Source organism: Microbispora sp. NBRC 16548, assembly GCF_030268985.1.
GTDB lineage: Bacteria > Actinomycetota > Actinomycetes > Streptosporangiales > Streptosporangiaceae > Microbispora > Microbispora catharanthi.
The window spans coordinates 74,568-90,374 of record NZ_BSSF01000017.1 but is presented as its reverse complement, the minus strand read 5'-3'; the positions used below and the strand labels follow the sequence as shown (position 1 = coordinate 90,374).

The 15,807-nt window shown below is 68.5% G+C and carries 17 protein-coding genes and 1 tRNA gene; 7 read left to right on the top strand and 11 right to left on the bottom strand.

The window, feature by feature from the left end:
- Positions 1-48 precede the first annotated feature (48 nt).
- On the bottom strand, positions 49-534 hold the full coding sequence (locus tag QSK36_RS35755; protein ID WP_183534142.1) for a MarR family winged helix-turn-helix transcriptional regulator: 486 nt from the start codon (positions 532-534) through the stop codon (positions 49-51).
- A gap of 83 nt (positions 535-617) precedes the next feature.
- Here QSK36_RS35755 and QSK36_RS35750 point away from each other — a divergent pair, with 83 nt between their 5' ends.
- Entirely contained in the window at positions 618-1,262 is a 645-nt protein-coding gene (locus QSK36_RS35750) for an FMN-dependent NADH-azoreductase (protein WP_183534140.1), read from the top strand.
- A 103-nt stretch (positions 1,263-1,365) separates the two neighbouring features.
- Here QSK36_RS35750 and QSK36_RS35745 read toward each other — a convergent pair whose 3' ends face one another.
- Complete coding sequence (locus tag QSK36_RS35745) at positions 1,366-2,883, bottom strand: alpha/beta hydrolase domain-containing protein (protein WP_285785444.1); 1,518 nt, start codon at positions 2,881-2,883, stop codon at positions 1,366-1,368.
- A 301-nt stretch (positions 2,884-3,184) separates the two neighbouring features.
- Positions 3,185-3,571 carry a nuclear transport factor 2 family protein gene (locus tag QSK36_RS35740; RefSeq protein WP_285785443.1) on the bottom strand — a complete coding sequence of 129 codons (387 nt, stop codon included), beginning with the start codon at positions 3,569-3,571 and terminating at the stop codon, positions 3,185-3,187.
- A 58-nt stretch (positions 3,572-3,629) separates the two neighbouring features.
- Here QSK36_RS35740 and QSK36_RS35735 point away from each other — a divergent pair, with 58 nt between their 5' ends.
- The 4 genes from QSK36_RS35735 (at position 3,630) to QSK36_RS35720 (ending at position 6,207) form a co-directional block, all read left to right on the top strand.
- Positions 3,630-4,589 carry an RNA polymerase subunit sigma-70 gene (locus QSK36_RS35735; RefSeq protein ID WP_285785442.1) on the top strand — a complete coding sequence of 320 codons (960 nt, stop codon included), beginning with the start codon at positions 3,630-3,632 and terminating at the stop codon, positions 4,587-4,589.
- 17 nt (positions 4,590-4,606) lie between these two features.
- Positions 4,607-5,212: a DUF1707 SHOCT-like domain-containing protein gene (locus QSK36_RS35730; RefSeq protein WP_183534132.1), complete on the top strand. Its 606-nt coding sequence runs from the start codon at positions 4,607-4,609 to the stop codon at positions 5,210-5,212.
- Between the two features lie 64 nt (positions 5,213-5,276).
- Positions 5,277-5,450: a hypothetical protein gene (locus QSK36_RS35725; protein WP_285785441.1), complete on the top strand. Its 174-nt coding sequence runs from the start codon at positions 5,277-5,279 to the stop codon at positions 5,448-5,450.
- Positions 5,451-5,475: 25 nt separating this feature from the next.
- Positions 5,476-6,207 (top strand): rRNA methyltransferase, encoded by a 732-nt coding sequence (locus QSK36_RS35720; RefSeq protein WP_285785440.1) that lies wholly within the window; start codon positions 5,476-5,478, stop codon positions 6,205-6,207.
- 101 nt (positions 6,208-6,308) lie between these two features.
- Here QSK36_RS35720 and QSK36_RS35715 read toward each other — a convergent pair whose 3' ends face one another.
- The 5 genes from QSK36_RS35715 to QSK36_RS35695 all read right to left on the bottom strand — a co-directional run bounded on the left by QSK36_RS35715 (position 6,309) and on the right by QSK36_RS35695 (position 10,900).
- The gene (locus QSK36_RS35715) at positions 6,309-7,121 is read right to left on the bottom strand and encodes a P-loop nucleotide/nucleoside kinase family protein (protein ID WP_285785439.1); all 813 of its coding nucleotides are present in this window, start codon (positions 7,119-7,121) and stop codon (positions 6,309-6,311) included.
- Between the two features lie 106 nt (positions 7,122-7,227).
- Positions 7,228-7,959, bottom strand: a complete 732-nt coding sequence (locus tag QSK36_RS35710; protein ID WP_285785438.1) for a YxiH-YxzG fusion protein — start codon at positions 7,957-7,959, stop codon at positions 7,228-7,230.
- Positions 7,960-8,421: 462 nt separating this feature from the next.
- A complete protein-coding gene (locus tag QSK36_RS35705; protein WP_285785437.1) occupies positions 8,422-9,366 on the bottom strand; it encodes an acyltransferase domain-containing protein in 945 nt (314 codons plus the stop codon).
- Positions 9,367-9,514: 148 nt separating this feature from the next.
- A complete protein-coding gene (locus QSK36_RS35700) occupies positions 9,515-10,102 on the bottom strand; it encodes a DsbA family protein (protein ID WP_183534120.1) in 588 nt (195 codons plus the stop codon).
- A 249-nt stretch (positions 10,103-10,351) separates the two neighbouring features.
- Complete coding sequence (locus QSK36_RS35695; RefSeq protein ID WP_183534118.1) at positions 10,352-10,900, bottom strand: GNAT family N-acetyltransferase; 549 nt, start codon at positions 10,898-10,900, stop codon at positions 10,352-10,354.
- Positions 10,901-12,207: 1,307 nt separating this feature from the next.
- Between QSK36_RS35695 and QSK36_RS35690 the strand changes: the two genes are divergently transcribed.
- Both QSK36_RS35690 and QSK36_RS35685 read left to right on the top strand, forming a co-directional pair.
- On the top strand, positions 12,208-12,528 hold the full coding sequence (locus tag QSK36_RS35690; protein WP_285785436.1) for a hypothetical protein: 321 nt from the start codon (positions 12,208-12,210) through the stop codon (positions 12,526-12,528).
- Entirely contained in the window at positions 12,528-13,172 is a 645-nt protein-coding gene (locus QSK36_RS35685) for a nucleotidyl transferase AbiEii/AbiGii toxin family protein (RefSeq protein WP_285785435.1), read from the top strand. The genes QSK36_RS35690 and QSK36_RS35685 overlap by 1 nt, the downstream gene beginning before the upstream one ends.
- A gap of 129 nt (positions 13,173-13,301) precedes the next feature.
- Here QSK36_RS35685 and QSK36_RS35680 read toward each other — a convergent pair.
- The 3 genes from QSK36_RS35680 to cysS all read right to left on the bottom strand — a co-directional run bounded on the left by QSK36_RS35680 (position 13,302) and on the right by cysS (position 15,805).
- Positions 13,302-13,377: transfer RNA gene (locus QSK36_RS35680), tRNA-Thr, on the bottom strand.
- Between the two features lie 51 nt (positions 13,378-13,428).
- Positions 13,429-14,388 (bottom strand): 23S rRNA (guanosine(2251)-2'-O)-methyltransferase RlmB, encoded by a 960-nt coding sequence (gene rlmB, locus QSK36_RS35675; RefSeq protein ID WP_183534110.1) that lies wholly within the window; start codon positions 14,386-14,388, stop codon positions 13,429-13,431.
- A 22-nt stretch (positions 14,389-14,410) separates the two neighbouring features.
- A complete protein-coding gene (gene cysS, locus QSK36_RS35670; RefSeq protein ID WP_285785434.1) occupies positions 14,411-15,805 on the bottom strand; it encodes a cysteine--tRNA ligase in 1,395 nt (464 codons plus the stop codon).
- Positions 15,806-15,807 lie beyond the last annotated feature (2 nt).

Genomic DNA, 15,807 nt, shown 5'->3' with positions numbered 1-15,807 from the left:
CTTCCAGATCTTGCGATCTTTTGCTGGAGGCAGGCGGCCCTGCCGCCCTCAGCAGGGTGGGACTTCGTCGCAGGCGGCCACTTCGGCGCAGGCCTCCGCGCTGCCGCCGGCCACCTGCTGGAGCAGGCCGTAGAGAGTCTCACGCTGGTCGTGGTCGAGCGCACCGAGCACCTCGTCCTCGACCGCCGCCAGCGCGAACTCGGCCTTCGCGAGCCGCTTCGCGCCGGCTTCGGTGAGTTCGACGAGGTGCCTGCGGCGATCCTCCGGCGACCGCCGCCGCTCGATCAGCTTCTCGGCCTCCAGGTCGTTGAGCAGCCCGACGACATTGGTCCCGTCCATTTCCAGCGTGCTCGCGAGCGCCTGCTGGGTGCTGCCGCCGCGGTCCCGCAGCACCGTGAGGGCGACGAGGTGGCGGGGACGCAGGCCGAGCGGCGCGAGCACCGACTCGGAACGTAGACGCAGACGGCGCGCGAGGTGGTCGAGCAGCGCGCCGCACCGGTGCACCGGCTGGTTGACGACGGGCAGGGACGCCATGGTCCAACTCTAGCCGACTTGACCTGCGATAGACGGGAGGCTAATCATTGACCCAACACAAACTATCTGTGGAAGGCGAGGAAATGTCCCATCTGCTGCACATCGACACGAGCATCCAGGGCGAGCGTTCCGTCAGCCGCAAGCTCACCGCGAGGGCCGTCGCCGCCTGGCGCGCCACGCATCCCGGGGGCACCGTCACCTACCGCGACCTGGGCAGCACCCCGCTCCCGCATCTCGACCAGGACAGTGGCCTGGCCCGGATGGTCCCGCGGGAGCAGCACACCGCGGCCCAGGCGGCATCGTGGAGGTTGACGGAACAGTTGGTCGGCGAGGTGAGGCAGGCCGACACGATCGTGCTCGGGCTCCCGCTCTACAACTTCGGGGCGCCCAGCGCCGTCAAGTCCTGGGTCGACCACCTCATCGCCCCCGGACTGTCGTACGACCCCGCGACGGGCGAGGGCCTGCTGGGAGGGCGTGACCTCCTGGTCCTCGCGAGTCGCGGCGGCGGCTACGGGGCGGGGACACCCCGCGAGGGATGGGACCACGCGGAGCCGTGGCTGCCGCACGGCCTCTCCATGACGGGCCTGCGGCCCCGCTTCATCACGGCCGAGCTCACCCTCGCCTACGTCACACCGTCGATGACCGAGCTGATTCCGCTGGCCGACAAGAGCCTCGCGGCGGCGGAGCAGGCGATCGACGGTCTCTGGGCTGCCGCCGCCGTCGCGTGAGGGAGCCCGGCGGAAGCCGGCATCCGGACTGCGCAGGCCCCTTCCCGGGCGCGGGAAGGGGCCTGCGCCGTCAAGGGAAGGGGCCTTCGCCCCGGTGGCCGCGTCAGCCGCCGACGCCGGAGTTCTCCGCGGTGGTGACGATCGTGGTCGCGTCCTCCGGCAGGAGGTATCCGGCGCTCACCGACGCCTGTGCGGCCGCCCGCACCTTGCTCACGTAGTCGGCGTGCGTCGGGTAGAGCCGGGCCAGCACCGGCTCGGCCGTACGCGGCAGGAACGGGTCGGACGGGTCGCCCAGGTTGTGCCGGTCCCATGGATCGGCGTCGCCGTTCCACGGGTCGCGGGCGCCGTAGAGGCCGCAGAAGACGCCACTGCCGCTGGTGTCCCGCTCCCCCGTGAGCGTGCGGGTCGGCACCGCCACGTCGGGGAGCCGGACGCCGCCTGTGGCCAGGCCCGTGGCCGGGTCGCGCAGATCGGGGTGCAGCAACGCCCCGCTCGGCGGCCGGGGCCCGCCTCTCGCCCAGGCGGCCAGGTGACGCAGCGCGGCGTTCATGGAGTAGTGGCCGGGTCCGTCGTTGAACGGCGCCGACCCGGCGGCGCAGTCGGCCCGCGGCGCGGCGGAGCCCGCCGACTTCTGCACCGTCGGGTCACCGAGGTCGTACGCCCACTGGTCGCCGTGGGCCGTACCGGCCAGCTCCCAGTGCACCACCCGGTCGGTGTCCGGCTGCCGGGCCGCGAACGCCGTCGGGACGTCGGTCTCGGTGAGCACGACGAACGTCGGCACTGGCAGGTCCGTACGGATCCTGCTCGGGTTCGGCATCGCCACCACGTCGATCAGGCTGCCGCTGATCGGGGAGCCGACCGCGCCGTTGCTGTGGATCATGAAGCCGTCGTAGATCTTCGACACGGGCTGCACCGCATTGACGTACGTCGTCATGAAGCCGGCCGACTGCGACTCGCCGTCGGCGAGCAGCGTCGTGACGTGCAGGCCGCCGAGCGGATCGGGCCCGTTCGGCGTGCGCAGCGCCTGCCCGGCCTGGGAGAAGATGTCGTACGCGTAGGCGTCGCCGGGGTGGACGAGGCTGCCGTACCGCGCCGGGTCCCAGCCCTTGAGACCGCTGATCTCGCCGAGGCCGCCGTTGACGCCGACCTCCTGCGCCGAGACGCCCACCCACGCGTAGCCCTTGCGCAGCAGTTCGTCGCGTTCGAACCAGTAGTCCGGGGACAGGTCGATCTGGCCGCTGACGTTGAGCCACTCGACCACGACCGTTCCGTTGAACCTCGCCGGGTCGACAGGCCGGCGGACCAGGAGCCGGGTCTTGTACGCGGCGCGGCCGGCCGCCCGGACGTTCCACCGGCCGTCCGAGGTCCAGATGCCGGACTTGGCGTAGGAGGTGGCGGTGCCCTCGATGAAGTACTCGCTTTCCGTGAAGCCGAACGAGCCGAGGTCCTCCGCCGCGGCGAGGAACGGGAAGCCGTGGTCGCCGGCGGCCGGGACGCTGATGGCAGGGCTCGCTGCCGCGGCCTGGGCGGCCGGCGGGGCGCCGAGGAGGGCGGCGGCGAGCGCCGCCCCCAGCGCAGCGGCGGTGATCCGCCGCCGGGGGGACCGGACGGGTACGCGCACGGGTTACCTCCGTGAGACGAATGTCGGGGAGGCACAGTGTCGCCCGCCCCGCCCGGCCGGGTAATCGGCGGAATCACCTGCGTTGGCACTAGGTCGTGTCTGACAAATCATGGCCCTGCTGCGCGTGGCCCAGGCGGCGCCTCGCTGCGTTGCCCCACCCACGAAAATTCCTCGCAGGCTCAGAATTTCCGCGGGGCCCGGGGTCGTCGTCGCCGATAACGCTGTTATCGGCTCCTCCTCCGCCTTGCGATGCATCCACCTGGATCCACGCTCGCGACGGGCAGCATTTGTCAGACACTCCCTAGCCCTGAACGGCGCCGGCCTGGGCCTGCCGGCGGCGGAACTCGTCGAACGGCGTGCGGTCGAAGACGAACCGGTTGTAGACGATCTTCCCGTCACGGACCGTGACGCATTCGGCCGCGGGCGCGCTCTTCGCCGGGATCGTCTCCGCGTCGTACATCATCAGGGCCCTGTCGTCGTCACCGAACGCCGCGATCATCTCCGCCCTGACGAGGAACCGTTCGGCGAAAGGCGCCAGGAAGTCCCGGTACGCCTGGATCCCGACGAGCCGTCCCGCCGGGGCGTCGAGCACGACGTCGTCGGCGATGTAGCCGGTCGCGAGGTCGAGGTCCCCCCCGGTCCACGCGCGGTGGTAGGCGAGCGCGATCTGCAATGCTGAGCTGGTCATCATGTCTCCTTCTGGTGCTGCCTTGTACGACACCGAAGACCCGCGGAACGGAACGGTCGTGGCGGAAATCGCGTTCGAAGAGCTCACGGCGTACCGGCAGGAACTGCTGCTGCACTGCTATCGCCTGCTGGGCTCGCTGACCGACGCGGAAGACGTGCTGCAGGAGACGTTGCTGGCGGCCTGGCGTGGCCTGGACGGCTTCCAGGGCCGTGCGTCGTCGCGGTCGTGGCTCTACCGCATCGCCACCAACCGGTGCCTCAACGCTTTACGCGACCGCGGCAGGCGGATGCCGCCCGCGCCCAGCCCGCCGTTCCAGCCGCCCGAGCCCAGCCGCCACGGCGACGTACGGTGGCTGCAGCCGTACCCGGACGCCCTGCTCGAGTTCGTGCCGGACGCCGCCCCCGGTCCCGAGGCGCGCTACACGGCACGGGAGGCGGTCGAGCTGGCCTTCGTCGCCGCGCTCCAGCGGATCCCGCCGCGGCAGGCCGCGGTCCTGGTGCTCTGCGACGTGCTCGGTTATCCGCTGAGCGAGGTCGCGCCGATGCTCGGCACCAGCTCGACCGCCGTCAAGGGTCTGCTGCAGCGGGCACGGGCCTCGCTCGGCCATCACCGTGCCGAGCCACCGGCGCGGGGGTCGGAGCGGGGGTCGGCGCAGGAGCGGCATCTGGTCCGCCGCTTCGCCGAGGCCTTCACCGGCGACGACATCGACGCTCTGGTCGCCCTGCTCACCGACGACGCGTGGCTGTCCATGCCGCCCGCGCCGCACGAATACCACGGTGTGGTGGCGATCGCCTCGTTCCTGCGGGCGAGCGCCGCGTGGCGGGCGGGCCGGCGCCTCGAGTTGGGACCCACCCGCGCCAACGGGCAACCGGCGTTCACCTGCTCCCTCGACGGCGAACCCACCGGGGTCATCGTGCTCACGCTGAGCGGCGACCGCGTCCGCGGCATCACCCGGTTCCTCGACCACCGGCTACAAGAACATTTCGAGGCGGGACGAACTCCCTGTCGGGTCGAATGAGAACTATCGTGACCAGCATGGAAAATCCCCCTCAGCGCCGGGACTCCCCGACGTCCCACCTGCGCGCCTCGGACAGCAACAGGGACCAGGTCGCCGCCCTGCTCGGGGAAGCCCTGAGCACGGGCCAGCTGAGCCACGAGGAGTACTCCGAGCGGCTGGACAGCCTCTACCAGGCCAAGACCGTGGGAGAGCTCGAGGTCCTCACCCACGACCTCCAGGTGGAGCGGCAGCGACCGGCCGCGAGCCCGGTGTCCTATGCGCCGAGCGCGAGCACCGAGCCCGACAACATCATCGCCGTCTTCGGCGGCGCCGACCGCAGGGGCCGCTGGCGGGTACGACGGCAGACCAAGGCGCTGGCCGTCTTCGGCGGCGTGCGGTTCGACCTGACCGAAGCCGAGTTCGAGGCGAAAGAGGTCGAGATCACGATCAACGCCATCTTCGGCGGGGCCGAGATCATCCTCCCGGAGGGCGTCGAGGTGCGCTGCCAGGGCGTCGGCGTCTTCGGCGGCTACGACGTGCACAACAGCCCGGACGTCGACCCGTCGGCACCGGTGGTCGTGATCAAGGGCCTGGCGCTGTTCGGCGGAGTGAGCGGCAGGTTCCGTCGCCGCCGCGACCGCTGAGCCTGAGGGACGCCGCGCGAGGAGCCACGAAAATCGGTGGACAGCGCCGATATCGTCCCAAGATGTGACAATCCTCGACGTTGACCGGTTCGTCGCAGACGGATTCGCCAAGGTGGAGGCGGTGGTCCCGCGCGAGGCCGGCGACGCCACCAGGGAGCTGCTGCGGCGGCGAAGCGGGTTGTCGCCGGACGACCCGTCGGACTGGACGCAACCGGTGGTGCGGGCGGCGTGCTGGTGAGGCGTCACGAGAACGGCCCCGCGTCGTGACCTATCGGCACGCGACGGTCCGGGGCGACTACGCCGATCTGGCCAGCGGCGCGGTGCTGCACTCGGCTCCGGGGTTTCCCGCCTTTCCCGTCCGGCTGGCCAGCGAGATGTTCCTGCGCGCGATGGAGCTGCGGGGCGGCGGCCGGGCCACCGTGTGGGATCCGTGCTGCGGCAGCGGCTACCTGCTGACCGTGATCGGCCTGCTGCATCGTCGCCGGATCTCGGCCGTGCTGGCCTCTGACATCGATCCGGCTGCCGTCGGGCTCGCGGAACGGAATCTGGCCCTGCTGACGCGAGCCGGGCTTGCGGCTCGTGCCGTCCATCTCGCCGAGCAGGCCGAGCGCTGGGGCCGCGCTTCCCACGCAGCGGCGGCCGAGGCGGCACACCGGATCGCGACCACTCTGAGCGCCGACGGCGGTGACGTGCCCAACGCCGTGTATCAGGCCGACGTGTTCGACGCCGACCGGCTCCGCCAGATCCTCGACGGACGCCCGCCGGACGTGGTGATCGCGGACGTGCCCTACGGCGAGCAGACGTCCTGGCACGGGCCCAACGGCGCCGACGGGGCCGCGGGCATGCTCAACACCCTGGGCTCGGTGCTCGGCGACAACGCGGTGATCGCGGTGGCGGTCCGCGGACGCAAGGCACCGCGCGCCGACCGCCTGCGTACGTGCGCGTCCTTCAAAATCGGGACCAGAACGGTAGCCCTGCTGCGGCCTCAACCGTGACGTGACGCCGGTCCGGAACTGGTCAGCAGCCGTCTTCGCACCAGCCGCCGCCAGGCGATCGTAACGGCGATGTCGGACGGGTCGGTCCTCGCAACCGAGTCCTAGTCGGGCAGATCGAGGCCATGCGCCTTCAGCGCTTTGCGAGCTCGGTGGACACATTCTTCCGCGGAGCCTGCGTCGGCTCGGACAGTCCATCTCTCCTGGCTCTGCCCTCCACCGCTCGCGTGGAACGTCCATGACCGGGCGCCTCCGCGCTCGGCGTCGACCCTGAGCAGGGCGTTGACGTCGTGCTCCAGGAGCCATTCGAGCATTGCGACCGCGTGCTGAGCAGGCCCTTGGTGATCACCCCGGGCGCTACCGCCGGAGGCGTTGTTCATTGATCTTCGGCGTATCTGTTCTGCCAGTTCGGCTATGTCCACGACCTCGGTGGTGTTCACACGGTGGACGAAGCCGAGGGCGAGTGGTCTGGCTTGGCGCGCCCATTCCTTCCACTGCTGATCATCAGCCTGGGAGTCATGGTGGATGGGATGCCGGTCAGCGGATCGTTCCTCGTATCGCCGGCGAGCGAGATGTGCGGGGATGTCGCACCACACCTCCTGGATGGCGGTGACGTCGGCTTTCTGCAGGCCGACGACGACGATTGGCCGCATATTCGCAAGCCATGGGCTTTCGAGCACTGCACCGCACCTGGCGTCGGCGAGGAGTGCCCAGAGGGTTTCGCCTGCTGTGGCACCGAGTCTCTGGCTCCATTGCCGAGCGGTCAAGCCTTGTGGTGCGGTGATGCCAAGTGTGTCGGCGAGGGTTTCCTTGATGCGGTCCTTGCTGAGGAGAGGGAGACCGAGAATGTTGGCGAGGCCCTTGGCGAGGGTTGTCTTACCCGAGCCGGGCAGGCCGTTCACGAGCACGACGAGCATTCGGCGATGGTAGATCATGGCTCGTAGGTGGAAGCGGCCCGAGCCGCCGCCGGCGGTGACGATGGCTCCGGCTTCGCGGGCGATGAGGACGCTCGCCGGCGATCGCTCATCTTGTGTCGAGATCCTCGAAGCCCAGCTTCAGCCAGCTCTGCCCCACGACGACATGAAGCTCGCCGCCTCGCCCCAGCACAGTCGCCGTCCTGGGGACCGGTCGCCCATCGGGCATCACCAGCCGTGCGGGACGACCCACCGAAAAGGCTTCTCCTTGAATGCGCCCGGTCACCAGCCGATGCCGGTCCCCGCCATAGCCGCCGACGAGAACGACTCGGTCATCGGCGACCACAAGCGCTTTAGCGCCATGCACCTCCGTGGACCATCCGGCGACCGCAGCAGCTCGGATCCGCACGATCGGGAAGTCGGTGTAGTAGTAGGCCCAAGCCTCCTCACCCGCCACATTCAACGCGTAGCAGTCGGAGATCGCACCGAACTCGCCGTCATACGGGTAACGCCACGCGATGCCGAGGTCCGGCCGAAAGCGGATCAACCCAGGAGAGCCGATAGGTTCAGGACTGTCCGCCTCTCCCCATCCGAAGTTGCCGTACACGCCTTCGTCGAAATAGCTCACCCATATCTCGCCGGAAGGTGTCACCTGCACGTCGGCGATCCCGTCTCCCAGCACGCCCTTCCGCAGGAGCTTCCCGTCGGCATCGTAGACGGCGGCGTTGGACTCGGCCGTCCCGTTGCGCCAGCGGCATCGCGCGCCCACCAGGAGCACGCCCCCGTCCGGCAGCGGCTGGACATGGCTGTGCGCGAGTGGTTGCCCGGCGACGGACACCATCGTCGTCTGGTGGGGGCTGTACGTTGCGACATGTACCGGGACGGGCGCGGCCGTACGTGAATGAGGAAAAGACCCCCCATCTGGTCGGACGGTCCGTGCCGTCAGGGCATCGGCGTTCTCCCGCGACGCCCACACGACAACCAGCTCTCCCTCGGGACCTGCCGCCGCCCTCACCAGCTCCGCACCCTCGAATGGTGCAACCAAGTCCGCATGGTGGCGCAGCCTCGCAACGCCCGCCTTCCTACTTCTCCCGCTTCGACCTGGCATGGGGATACGCTATTGATCGCGTGACTGGATCACGACTGAAATACCTGACTGCTGCACCGATCGCACCGCTCATCCGCGCCCGGCTGCACGATCTCCGGCACATCCGCGACTCACCGGCGTCCCGGTCCACATCGTCGCGGCCCTGCTCGGCCAGGATGCGGCGGGATATCCGCGAGACAGAACCTAGGGGCGTGGCTAGATCGGGAAGCGGCCGCGGCGCCAGTACCAGTGGCGGCCGGCCTTAAGGTGGTCGACGATCGCGCGCTGGAGCACGGTGCGGCGCGGCAACTGGTCGAGCGGCGTGGTCAGGGTGCGGAACACGAATCGCAGCACCTCGACGTCGGCGTCTATCCCTTCCGGTTCCTCGTAGGGCTCCAGCTCGAACCTTCGCTGGAACCGGACGATGTTGGAGTCCTTGGGCAGGTACTCCAGCAGCTGCGGGTCGAGCAGCCACGAACCACAGGAGAACGCCGTGTAGCGCTCGTCGGGAAAGTGGCGCGGGAAGAACGCGCGGGCTTCGTCGAGCGACGCCGCGATCGCCTCCGGGGTCATCGGCCCCGACTCGGGGATGTGCAGGCCGATGGCGGTGTCGCCGCGCTGATACTGCAGCCGGCCCAGCTCGTAGACGCCACCGCGCGCGTGCAGCGTCAGCCAGCTCTGCATGACCGGCCAGCCCTCGCGGTGCATCCGCCGGTCGATCGCGAGGTTGCGGCCCAGGTCCGCGAGGGTCACCCACGACACGGCATCGGGGATGCCGTGGTCGCGGTGGTACCCCATGACGACGTCGACCAGGGCCAGGTACGCGTACACGTAGAGATGCCGCCAGGCGGGGCCCCGTTCGCGCGGCAGCTCCGGACCGGGCGGCAGCCAGTCATGGCCCCCGAGATCGGCGCGGACCAGGGCGATCGATCGGTCGAGCAACCAGCGCAGCTCCGAAGTCCACAGCGGGGAGTCGGGGTCGGGCCAGCCCGCCATGATTTCGGCGGCGTCGTCCGGCCGCACCGCGAGCCGATCGAGGATCGCGGGCGCGTCGGCCTTGGCGGGCAGCGGCGCCGACGGCCGGTCGCCGGCGAGCCGATGCACGCGCTCGACGTCCTCGACGGGTACCCCGAGCCGGGCGGCGGTATCGTCAAGATCCACGCGGACGACCCTACCGGCCGGTGGGCGTCTTCCACAGCCCCTACCGCTCGGGCAAAGCACCCGGCCGCACGAGCGTCGCCAAGCTCCGTGGACCTGGTCCTCCCCCACGAACTGGAGGACGCCTATTCGCTCTGACGCGAGCGGCACGTCATCCTTGCCCCGCTTCACGCCAGCTTGACGTCCAATCGAGGTCTTGGCCCTGATATCGGATCGTGGGGGTACCTGTCACTCCTCGGCTGAGGGCCAGCGCGGTGACGGCGTCGGCCCGCTCCGCGGTTTCTGGAGATTTGAGACACGCTGTGAACTCCGCGACCGGAATGCCGACCTTCCTTGCGAGCTGCACAAGCTGCTCATTGGGGAATCCGCCCTTCTGGAACTCGTCCGGCTGATGGGCGTACAGCTCATCGTGATACCTCAGCCACTTGCGCGGATCCCGAACGCAAAGTGAGGCGATCAGAGCCCGTCGCGAGTTCTCCCGAGTGATCGGCTTGTCATCCCGGAAGATGGTCAACGGGTGGATCATGACGGCTATCGCCCCTTTGACAACCATTTCTCGCACGAGCGCGTTGTTGTCGCCCTGCTCGAACTCCAGGCAGACCGGGCACTGGTAGTCCTCGTAGATCTCCAACGTCGGGCCTGCCACATCAAGCTGAGCTATGCGGACGGTGCCATCCCACTCCAGTTCGACCAAGTCGTCGACGACGGCACCGGCGCGCGCGGCGACAGTCGGAGCCACAACAGGTTCTTCACGTGTGCCGCAACCGGCCGCTACCGCCACACACGAAAACGCGACAAAGAACCTCAGAAGCCGATTCGGACGCGGGGCCATATGCACCTTCAAGATCTCTACGAGTGACCAAAACGCCACCTTAGTGATCTATGTGCACTTGTCTCTACCGATTTGCGAGAGGCTCGTGACGTCTACGGCCACGCTTTAGCAAGATCACCTAATGGGTGCTCTTCGGGGAGTGGATCGCGGCCGGTGCTAACGTCTCTCCCTCGGATCGAGTACGCGCGTCATCCAGATCGTGTTGCCGCGTTCGGCGTCCTCGGTGACGCGGTCGCTTCGGTGGAAATCGAGCTTCTCGAGGACGCGGAACGAGGGTGCGTTCCACTCCCGCACGGTCGCCCAGAGTCGTCGACGTCCTGTTCGCGTCGCGGCTTCGATGACCGCACGGGCGGCTTCTGTCGCGTAACCATGGCCGTGAGCTCGTCGTGCCAGCTCGTACGCGATCTCAGGTTCGTCGAAAGATCCCTGGCCGACGGTCAATCCGCAGTACCCGATGAACTCACCGGTGTCTCGCAGCTCGATCGGCAGCAACCCGAGCCCTGGATCCGCCATCAGCGGATTGTTGCGGAGCCAGCCGCGGATGTCCTCGACCGTCGGGCGTCCCTCGGCGTCAATCCGACGTACCGCTCGTGGATCCCGCTCAAGCCATAACCCGCGGAATTCCTCGGCATCCGACGGCGCCCACCGCCGCAACCGCAGCCGCTCGGTCGCCAGCTCCGCCGGTAGATCCTCATAGGTCCCCACCCGACCAACCTAACCCGGTGCCGACCAAGCCCGGAGATGACGACAAGAGGCGGACGGCCCACCGCGGCCCCAGCAAGAACGGCACCCCACAGGTCTGCCGCCCCCACCGCTCGTGGCCAGCCTGCTTCGATCCCGCGTTAGCAAGATCACCGGCCTGGCTGAGAGCCTCCCCCGCCTGGAGCACGTCGACAACAACCTGGTCAGCCTGGCACTCATGGTCGGGCCATGTTCCGGGGTCTCCCAAACCGGGTGTCAGCGTGGAAGATCCGCAGGGAAAGTTTCAGCCCTTGTCCGGCATAGTCGCAGGTCACCTTGTAGGGGAATGATGGCGGGTAACGTGACCTGTACTGATATCGCCCGCGCTGCAATGCTTCGCAGTGGAAGTTCGGCGCGACATCCACTGCAAGGAGAGTAAGTGCGGAAAATCAGAGCTTTAGCCGTCGCCGGCGCTTTGGTCAGTGGGCTGGCAGTCATCGCGAACGCCGTCCCCGCGCATGCCGATACGCTTCGTAACGTCTACTACTCCTCGTCCGACTGCTATCGGTACGGGGACTACGGCGTCCAGAACCACCTCTGGAACTGGTATCACTGTGATTACCAGTACAACCTCTGGTTCCTTTACAGCGTCCCTTAAAGTTCCTCCACGGCCGCGACCGGACCCAACCGGATCGGGTTCACTGGTCGCCGGGCAGAAGAGATTCCACCCGGCGACCGACTCGTTCACGTGATGCTCATCGGACGGTGACCCGGTCGCCGCTGGTGCACTGACTGGCGAGTTCTTCAGCAGATAGGCGGCCAGGGCCCTTCTGTCGTCCGGGCCACCGCGATAGGCGTCGTGACTCCGGTCCATCAGGGGAAACCCGCCCCTTTCGCCCAGGCCAGTTGCTGAGACCGGCCAGGGCGATCAGTCGGACCATGAACAAACTCGCCAGCAGAGGCTAGGTCAGTCCTTTGCGATCCCCGAAGCTGACAGCATGCTCCTCGTTGGCCTTCTGCCACCCATCGAGCCCAGAGGAGCGCTGGTAGCGACGAAGGACGGTGCTGTACCGACACCAGAGGCCCCTTTCCGATCATGGAAAGGGGCCTCTGAGCTGGAGCCGCCTTGGGGAATCGAACCCCAGACCTTCTGTTTACAAGCAGGATCAAGGTCGTCCACCGCCGTCCACAGCTGTCACTATGCCTCCGTCGCTGCCCCCTTTCAAAGGTGCGTCGTTCCGGCACCGTCCATGCCGGTCCAGGGCTGTTGTTAGCAACCGCGTTAGCAAGATCGACCTGACGATCAGCGCCGAATCGGTCACACTGGATGCATGGACGCCAAGGGATACGGGGCGCTCCGCCCTTACGTCGTTCCCGTGACTCTGGAAGAGCTCACCGGGCCGGCAGAGGGCGTCATCGTGCTGCCCAGACATCTCGATTGGGGGCCGGAGCGCCGCTACCACTTGGACCAGATCTCCGATGCACGACTGTTGTACATGCGGGTGATCCGGGAAAGCGCCACTCCTGAGGACCTGCGACGCTTCCTCAACGCCTCGCTCCTGCGCAAGCTCTGGCCTGAATTGGTCCTACCCCCTCGCGTCCGCGCTCTGTGGCTCGACCGATTCCCCGAACTGCAGCGTCAAGCCGCCTGATGGACGACTTCCACCGTCGTCTGGCTGGCATCGCCCTGGCGGCAGCTGCCGATCACGGGTTCGCTCTGGCAGGCGGCTACGCCGTACAGGCTCACGCCGTACAGGCTCACGGCGTGCTCGAACGGCCCAGCGAGGACATCGACCTGTTCACCTCCAGCCTGCGCGACGACTTCTCCGAAGGAGTCGCGAAGATCTGCGACGCCTATATCGAACACGGCCTGGCGATCAAGGTTGACGTCGACAGTCCCCAGTTCGTACGGCTCAGCGTCTCCGAGCCCGCAACGGGCCGGACCAGCAAGGTGGAACTGGCCGCGGATCTCCGCTCGCACCCACCGGTCACCATGGAGATCGGCCCGGTCGTCCACCTCGATGATGTCGCGGGAGGGAAGGTCGAAGCCTTGTTCACCCGAGCCGAGGTCCGCGACTTCATAGACGTCGACGCCTTCCTGTCCACCGGCCGGTTCACCCGCGAACAACTGCTCGACCTCGCTGCGTCCCGCGATCTTGGCTTCGACCGAGCATCTTCGCCCAAATGCTCTCCGCCCTGGAGCTCTACCCGGACAGCGAATTTCTCGCCTATGGCTTGGCTGAGCCCGAAGTCCGTCTGCTCCGGTCACGGTTCAACGACTGGCGAGCGGCACTGACCAACGAGTGATCAGCTCATTACGAGTGGATGCGCTGTCCCTGACGGCCCTTCGCTCAGCTCAGGAGGTCACCAGTGCGGGCGGACTTCAGAAAGGCCCCCACCCGATGATGGGAGGGGGCCTCTGAGCTGGAGCCGCCTTGGGGAATCGAACCCCAGACCTTCTGTTTACAAGACAGATGCTCTGCCGATTGAGCTAAGGCGGCCTGTTACCCAGACGAGTTTAGTGGGCCGAGGGCCGTACCGTCACGGTGAAATCACCGGCGACGGTGACGGGCGACCTCGTAGAGGGCGATCCCGGCGGCCACACCGGCGTTCAGCGACTCGGCGGCGGCGTTCATGGGGATGCGGGCGATCTGGTCGCACGCCTCCCTGACCAGGCGGGACAGGCCCTTGCCCTCCGAACCGACGACCACGACGAGCGGTTCTGCCGCGAGTTCGACGTCGGCGATGTCCACGGTGGCGGTGCCGTCGAGGCCGACCACGAACAGGCCCTCCTCCCGGTACGCCTGGAGGGTCTGGGTGAGGTTCGACGCGCGGGCGACGGGGAGGGTCGCGAGCGTGCCGGCCGAGGTCTTCCAGGCGCCGGCGGTGACGCCCGCCGAGCGGCGAGAGGGGACGAGCAGCCCGTGCGCGCCGAAGGCGGTCGCCGAGCGCGCGATGGCACCGAGGTTGCGCGGATCGGTCACGCCGTCCAGGGCGACGATCAACGGCACCTCGGCGGCGTCCCTGGCCCGCTCCACAAGCTGCTCAGGATGCGCGTAGTCGTACGGCGGGACCTGCAGGCCGATGCCCTGGTGGACGGTGCTCTCGGTCAGCCGGTCGAGCTTGTCCCTGCTGACCTCAAGCAGCGCGATGCCACGGTCAGCCGCGATCTTGATGGCCTCGCGGACGCGGTCGTCGCTTTCGACCCGCTGCGCCACGTACAGCGCGGTGGCGGGCACGTGGGCACGCAGCGCCTCGACCACGGGGTTGCGGCCGCCGATGACCTCGGGGGCGTCCTCCCGGCGCGTACGGCTCGGCGCGCGGGAGGCCGAACTCCCACCGCCCCGCGACTCGCGCTCGATCCGCTCGGCGCGCGCCTTGTCCTTGTACCAGTGCCGCATGTGCGCGGGCGGCGTCGCTCCCTTGCCCTCCAGGGAGCGCCTGACCTTGCCGCCCGTGCCCTTGGTCGGCCCCTGCTTCTTCGACGGCTTCCCTGAAGCCCTACCCGCCATGGTCTCTAGCGTAGGGCCACGCCTACTGTGCCAGCTCCCACCGCGGACCCTGCGGGGTGTCCTCGACCACGATGCCGGCCGCCGCGAGCTGGTCGCGGATCGCGTCGGCCGCCGCGTAGTCCTTGCGGGCACGCGCGGCCTGCCGCTGCTCCAGCGCCACGGCCACGAGCGCGTCCACGACCTCCCGGAGGCCCGAGTCGCCGGTCGTACGCCACTGCTCCGACCTGGGGTCGAGGCCCAGCACGTCGAGCATGTTCTGCGTCTCGGCCAGCAGCCTGGCGACCTGCTCCTTGTTGCCCTGGGCCAGCGCGACGTTGCCCTCGCGGACGACCTCGTGGATCACAGCGAGTGCCTGCGAGACGTTCAGGTCGTCGTCCATCGCGTCCACGAACGCCTGGGGCAGCGGCGCGGCGGCGTCCACGTCGTGGATCACCTCGGCGGCCCGCGTGACGAAGCCCTCGATGCGGCGGTATCCGGCCGCCGCCTCCTGGAGCGCCTCGTCGGAGTAGTCGATCGCCGAGCGGTAGTGCGCCGCGACCAGGTAGTAGCGGAGCTCGACCGCGCGCACCTTGCGGAGCATGTCGGGAATCAGCAGCGAGTTGCCGAGCGACTTGCTCATCTTCTCGCCGCCGAGCTTGAGCATGCCGTTGTGCAGCCAGTAACGCGCGAAGCCGTCGCCCGCCGCCTGCGACTGGGCGATCTCGTTCTCGTGGTGCGGGAAGATCAGGTCGACCCCGCCGCCGTGGATGTCGAACGTGCCGCCGAGGTACTTGGTCGCCATGGCCGAGCACTCCAGGTGCCAGCCGGGACGGCCCTTGCCCCACGGCGTCGGCCACGTGGGCTCACCGGGCTTGGCGCCCTTCCACAGCGCGAAGTCGCGCGGGTCGCGCTTGCGCGAGTCGGTCTCGGTGTCGGCGGCCGCCCGCATGTTCTCCAGCTTCTGGTTGGAGAGCTTGCCGTACCGGTCGGCGTAGGAGACCACGTCGAAGTAGACGTCGCCGCCCGACGCGTACGCGTGCCCCTTGTCGATCAGCCGCCGCATCAGCTCGACCATCTCGGGCACGTGGCCCATGGCCCGGGGCTCGACGGTGGGCGGCAGGCAGCCGAGCTGGTCGTACGCCCAGGTGAAGGCACGCTGGTTGCGCTCGGACACGACGAACCAGGGCACGCCCTCGTTCGCGGCGACTCTGATGATCTTGTCGTCGAGGTCGGTGACGTTGCGGCAGAAGGTCACCTCGAAGCCCTGCCGCAGCAGCCACCGGCGCAGGACGTCGAAGTTCACTCCGGACCTGATGTGCCCGATGTGTGGCGGAGCCTGAACGGTCGCACCACACAGATACATCGAAACCCGGCCGGGCTCGACCGGTACGAATTCACGGACCGTACGCGTGCTGGTGTCGTAGAGGTGCAGGCTCACGA

Excerpts from the sequence above, each read along its gene's own strand:
- QSK36_RS35755 (WP_183534142.1), bottom strand. The coding sequence starts at position 534 with ATGGCGTCCCTGCCCGTCGTCAACCAGCCGGTGCACCGGTGCGGCGCG.
- QSK36_RS35750 (WP_183534140.1), top strand. The coding sequence starts at position 618 with ATGTCCCATCTGCTGCACATCGACACGAGCATCCAGGGCGAGCGTTCC.
- QSK36_RS35740 (WP_285785443.1), bottom strand. The coding sequence starts at position 3,571 with ATGACCAGCTCAGCATTGCAGATCGCGCTCGCCTACCACCGCGCGTGG.
- QSK36_RS35730 (WP_183534132.1), top strand. The coding sequence starts at position 4,607 with ATGGAAAATCCCCCTCAGCGCCGGGACTCCCCGACGTCCCACCTGCGC.
- QSK36_RS35715 (WP_285785439.1), bottom strand. The coding sequence starts at position 7,121 with ATGCTCGTCGTGCTCGTGAACGGCCTGCCCGGCTCGGGTAAGACAACC.
- QSK36_RS35710 (WP_285785438.1), bottom strand. The coding sequence starts at position 7,959 with ATGGTGTCCGTCGCCGGGCAACCACTCGCGCACAGCCATGTCCAGCCG.
- QSK36_RS35690 (WP_285785436.1), top strand. The coding sequence starts at position 12,208 with ATGGACGCCAAGGGATACGGGGCGCTCCGCCCTTACGTCGTTCCCGTG.
- QSK36_RS35685 (WP_285785435.1), top strand. The coding sequence starts at position 12,528 with ATGGACGACTTCCACCGTCGTCTGGCTGGCATCGCCCTGGCGGCAGCT.
- rlmB (WP_183534110.1), bottom strand. The coding sequence starts at position 14,388 with ATGGCGGGTAGGGCTTCAGGGAAGCCGTCGAAGAAGCAGGGGCCGACC.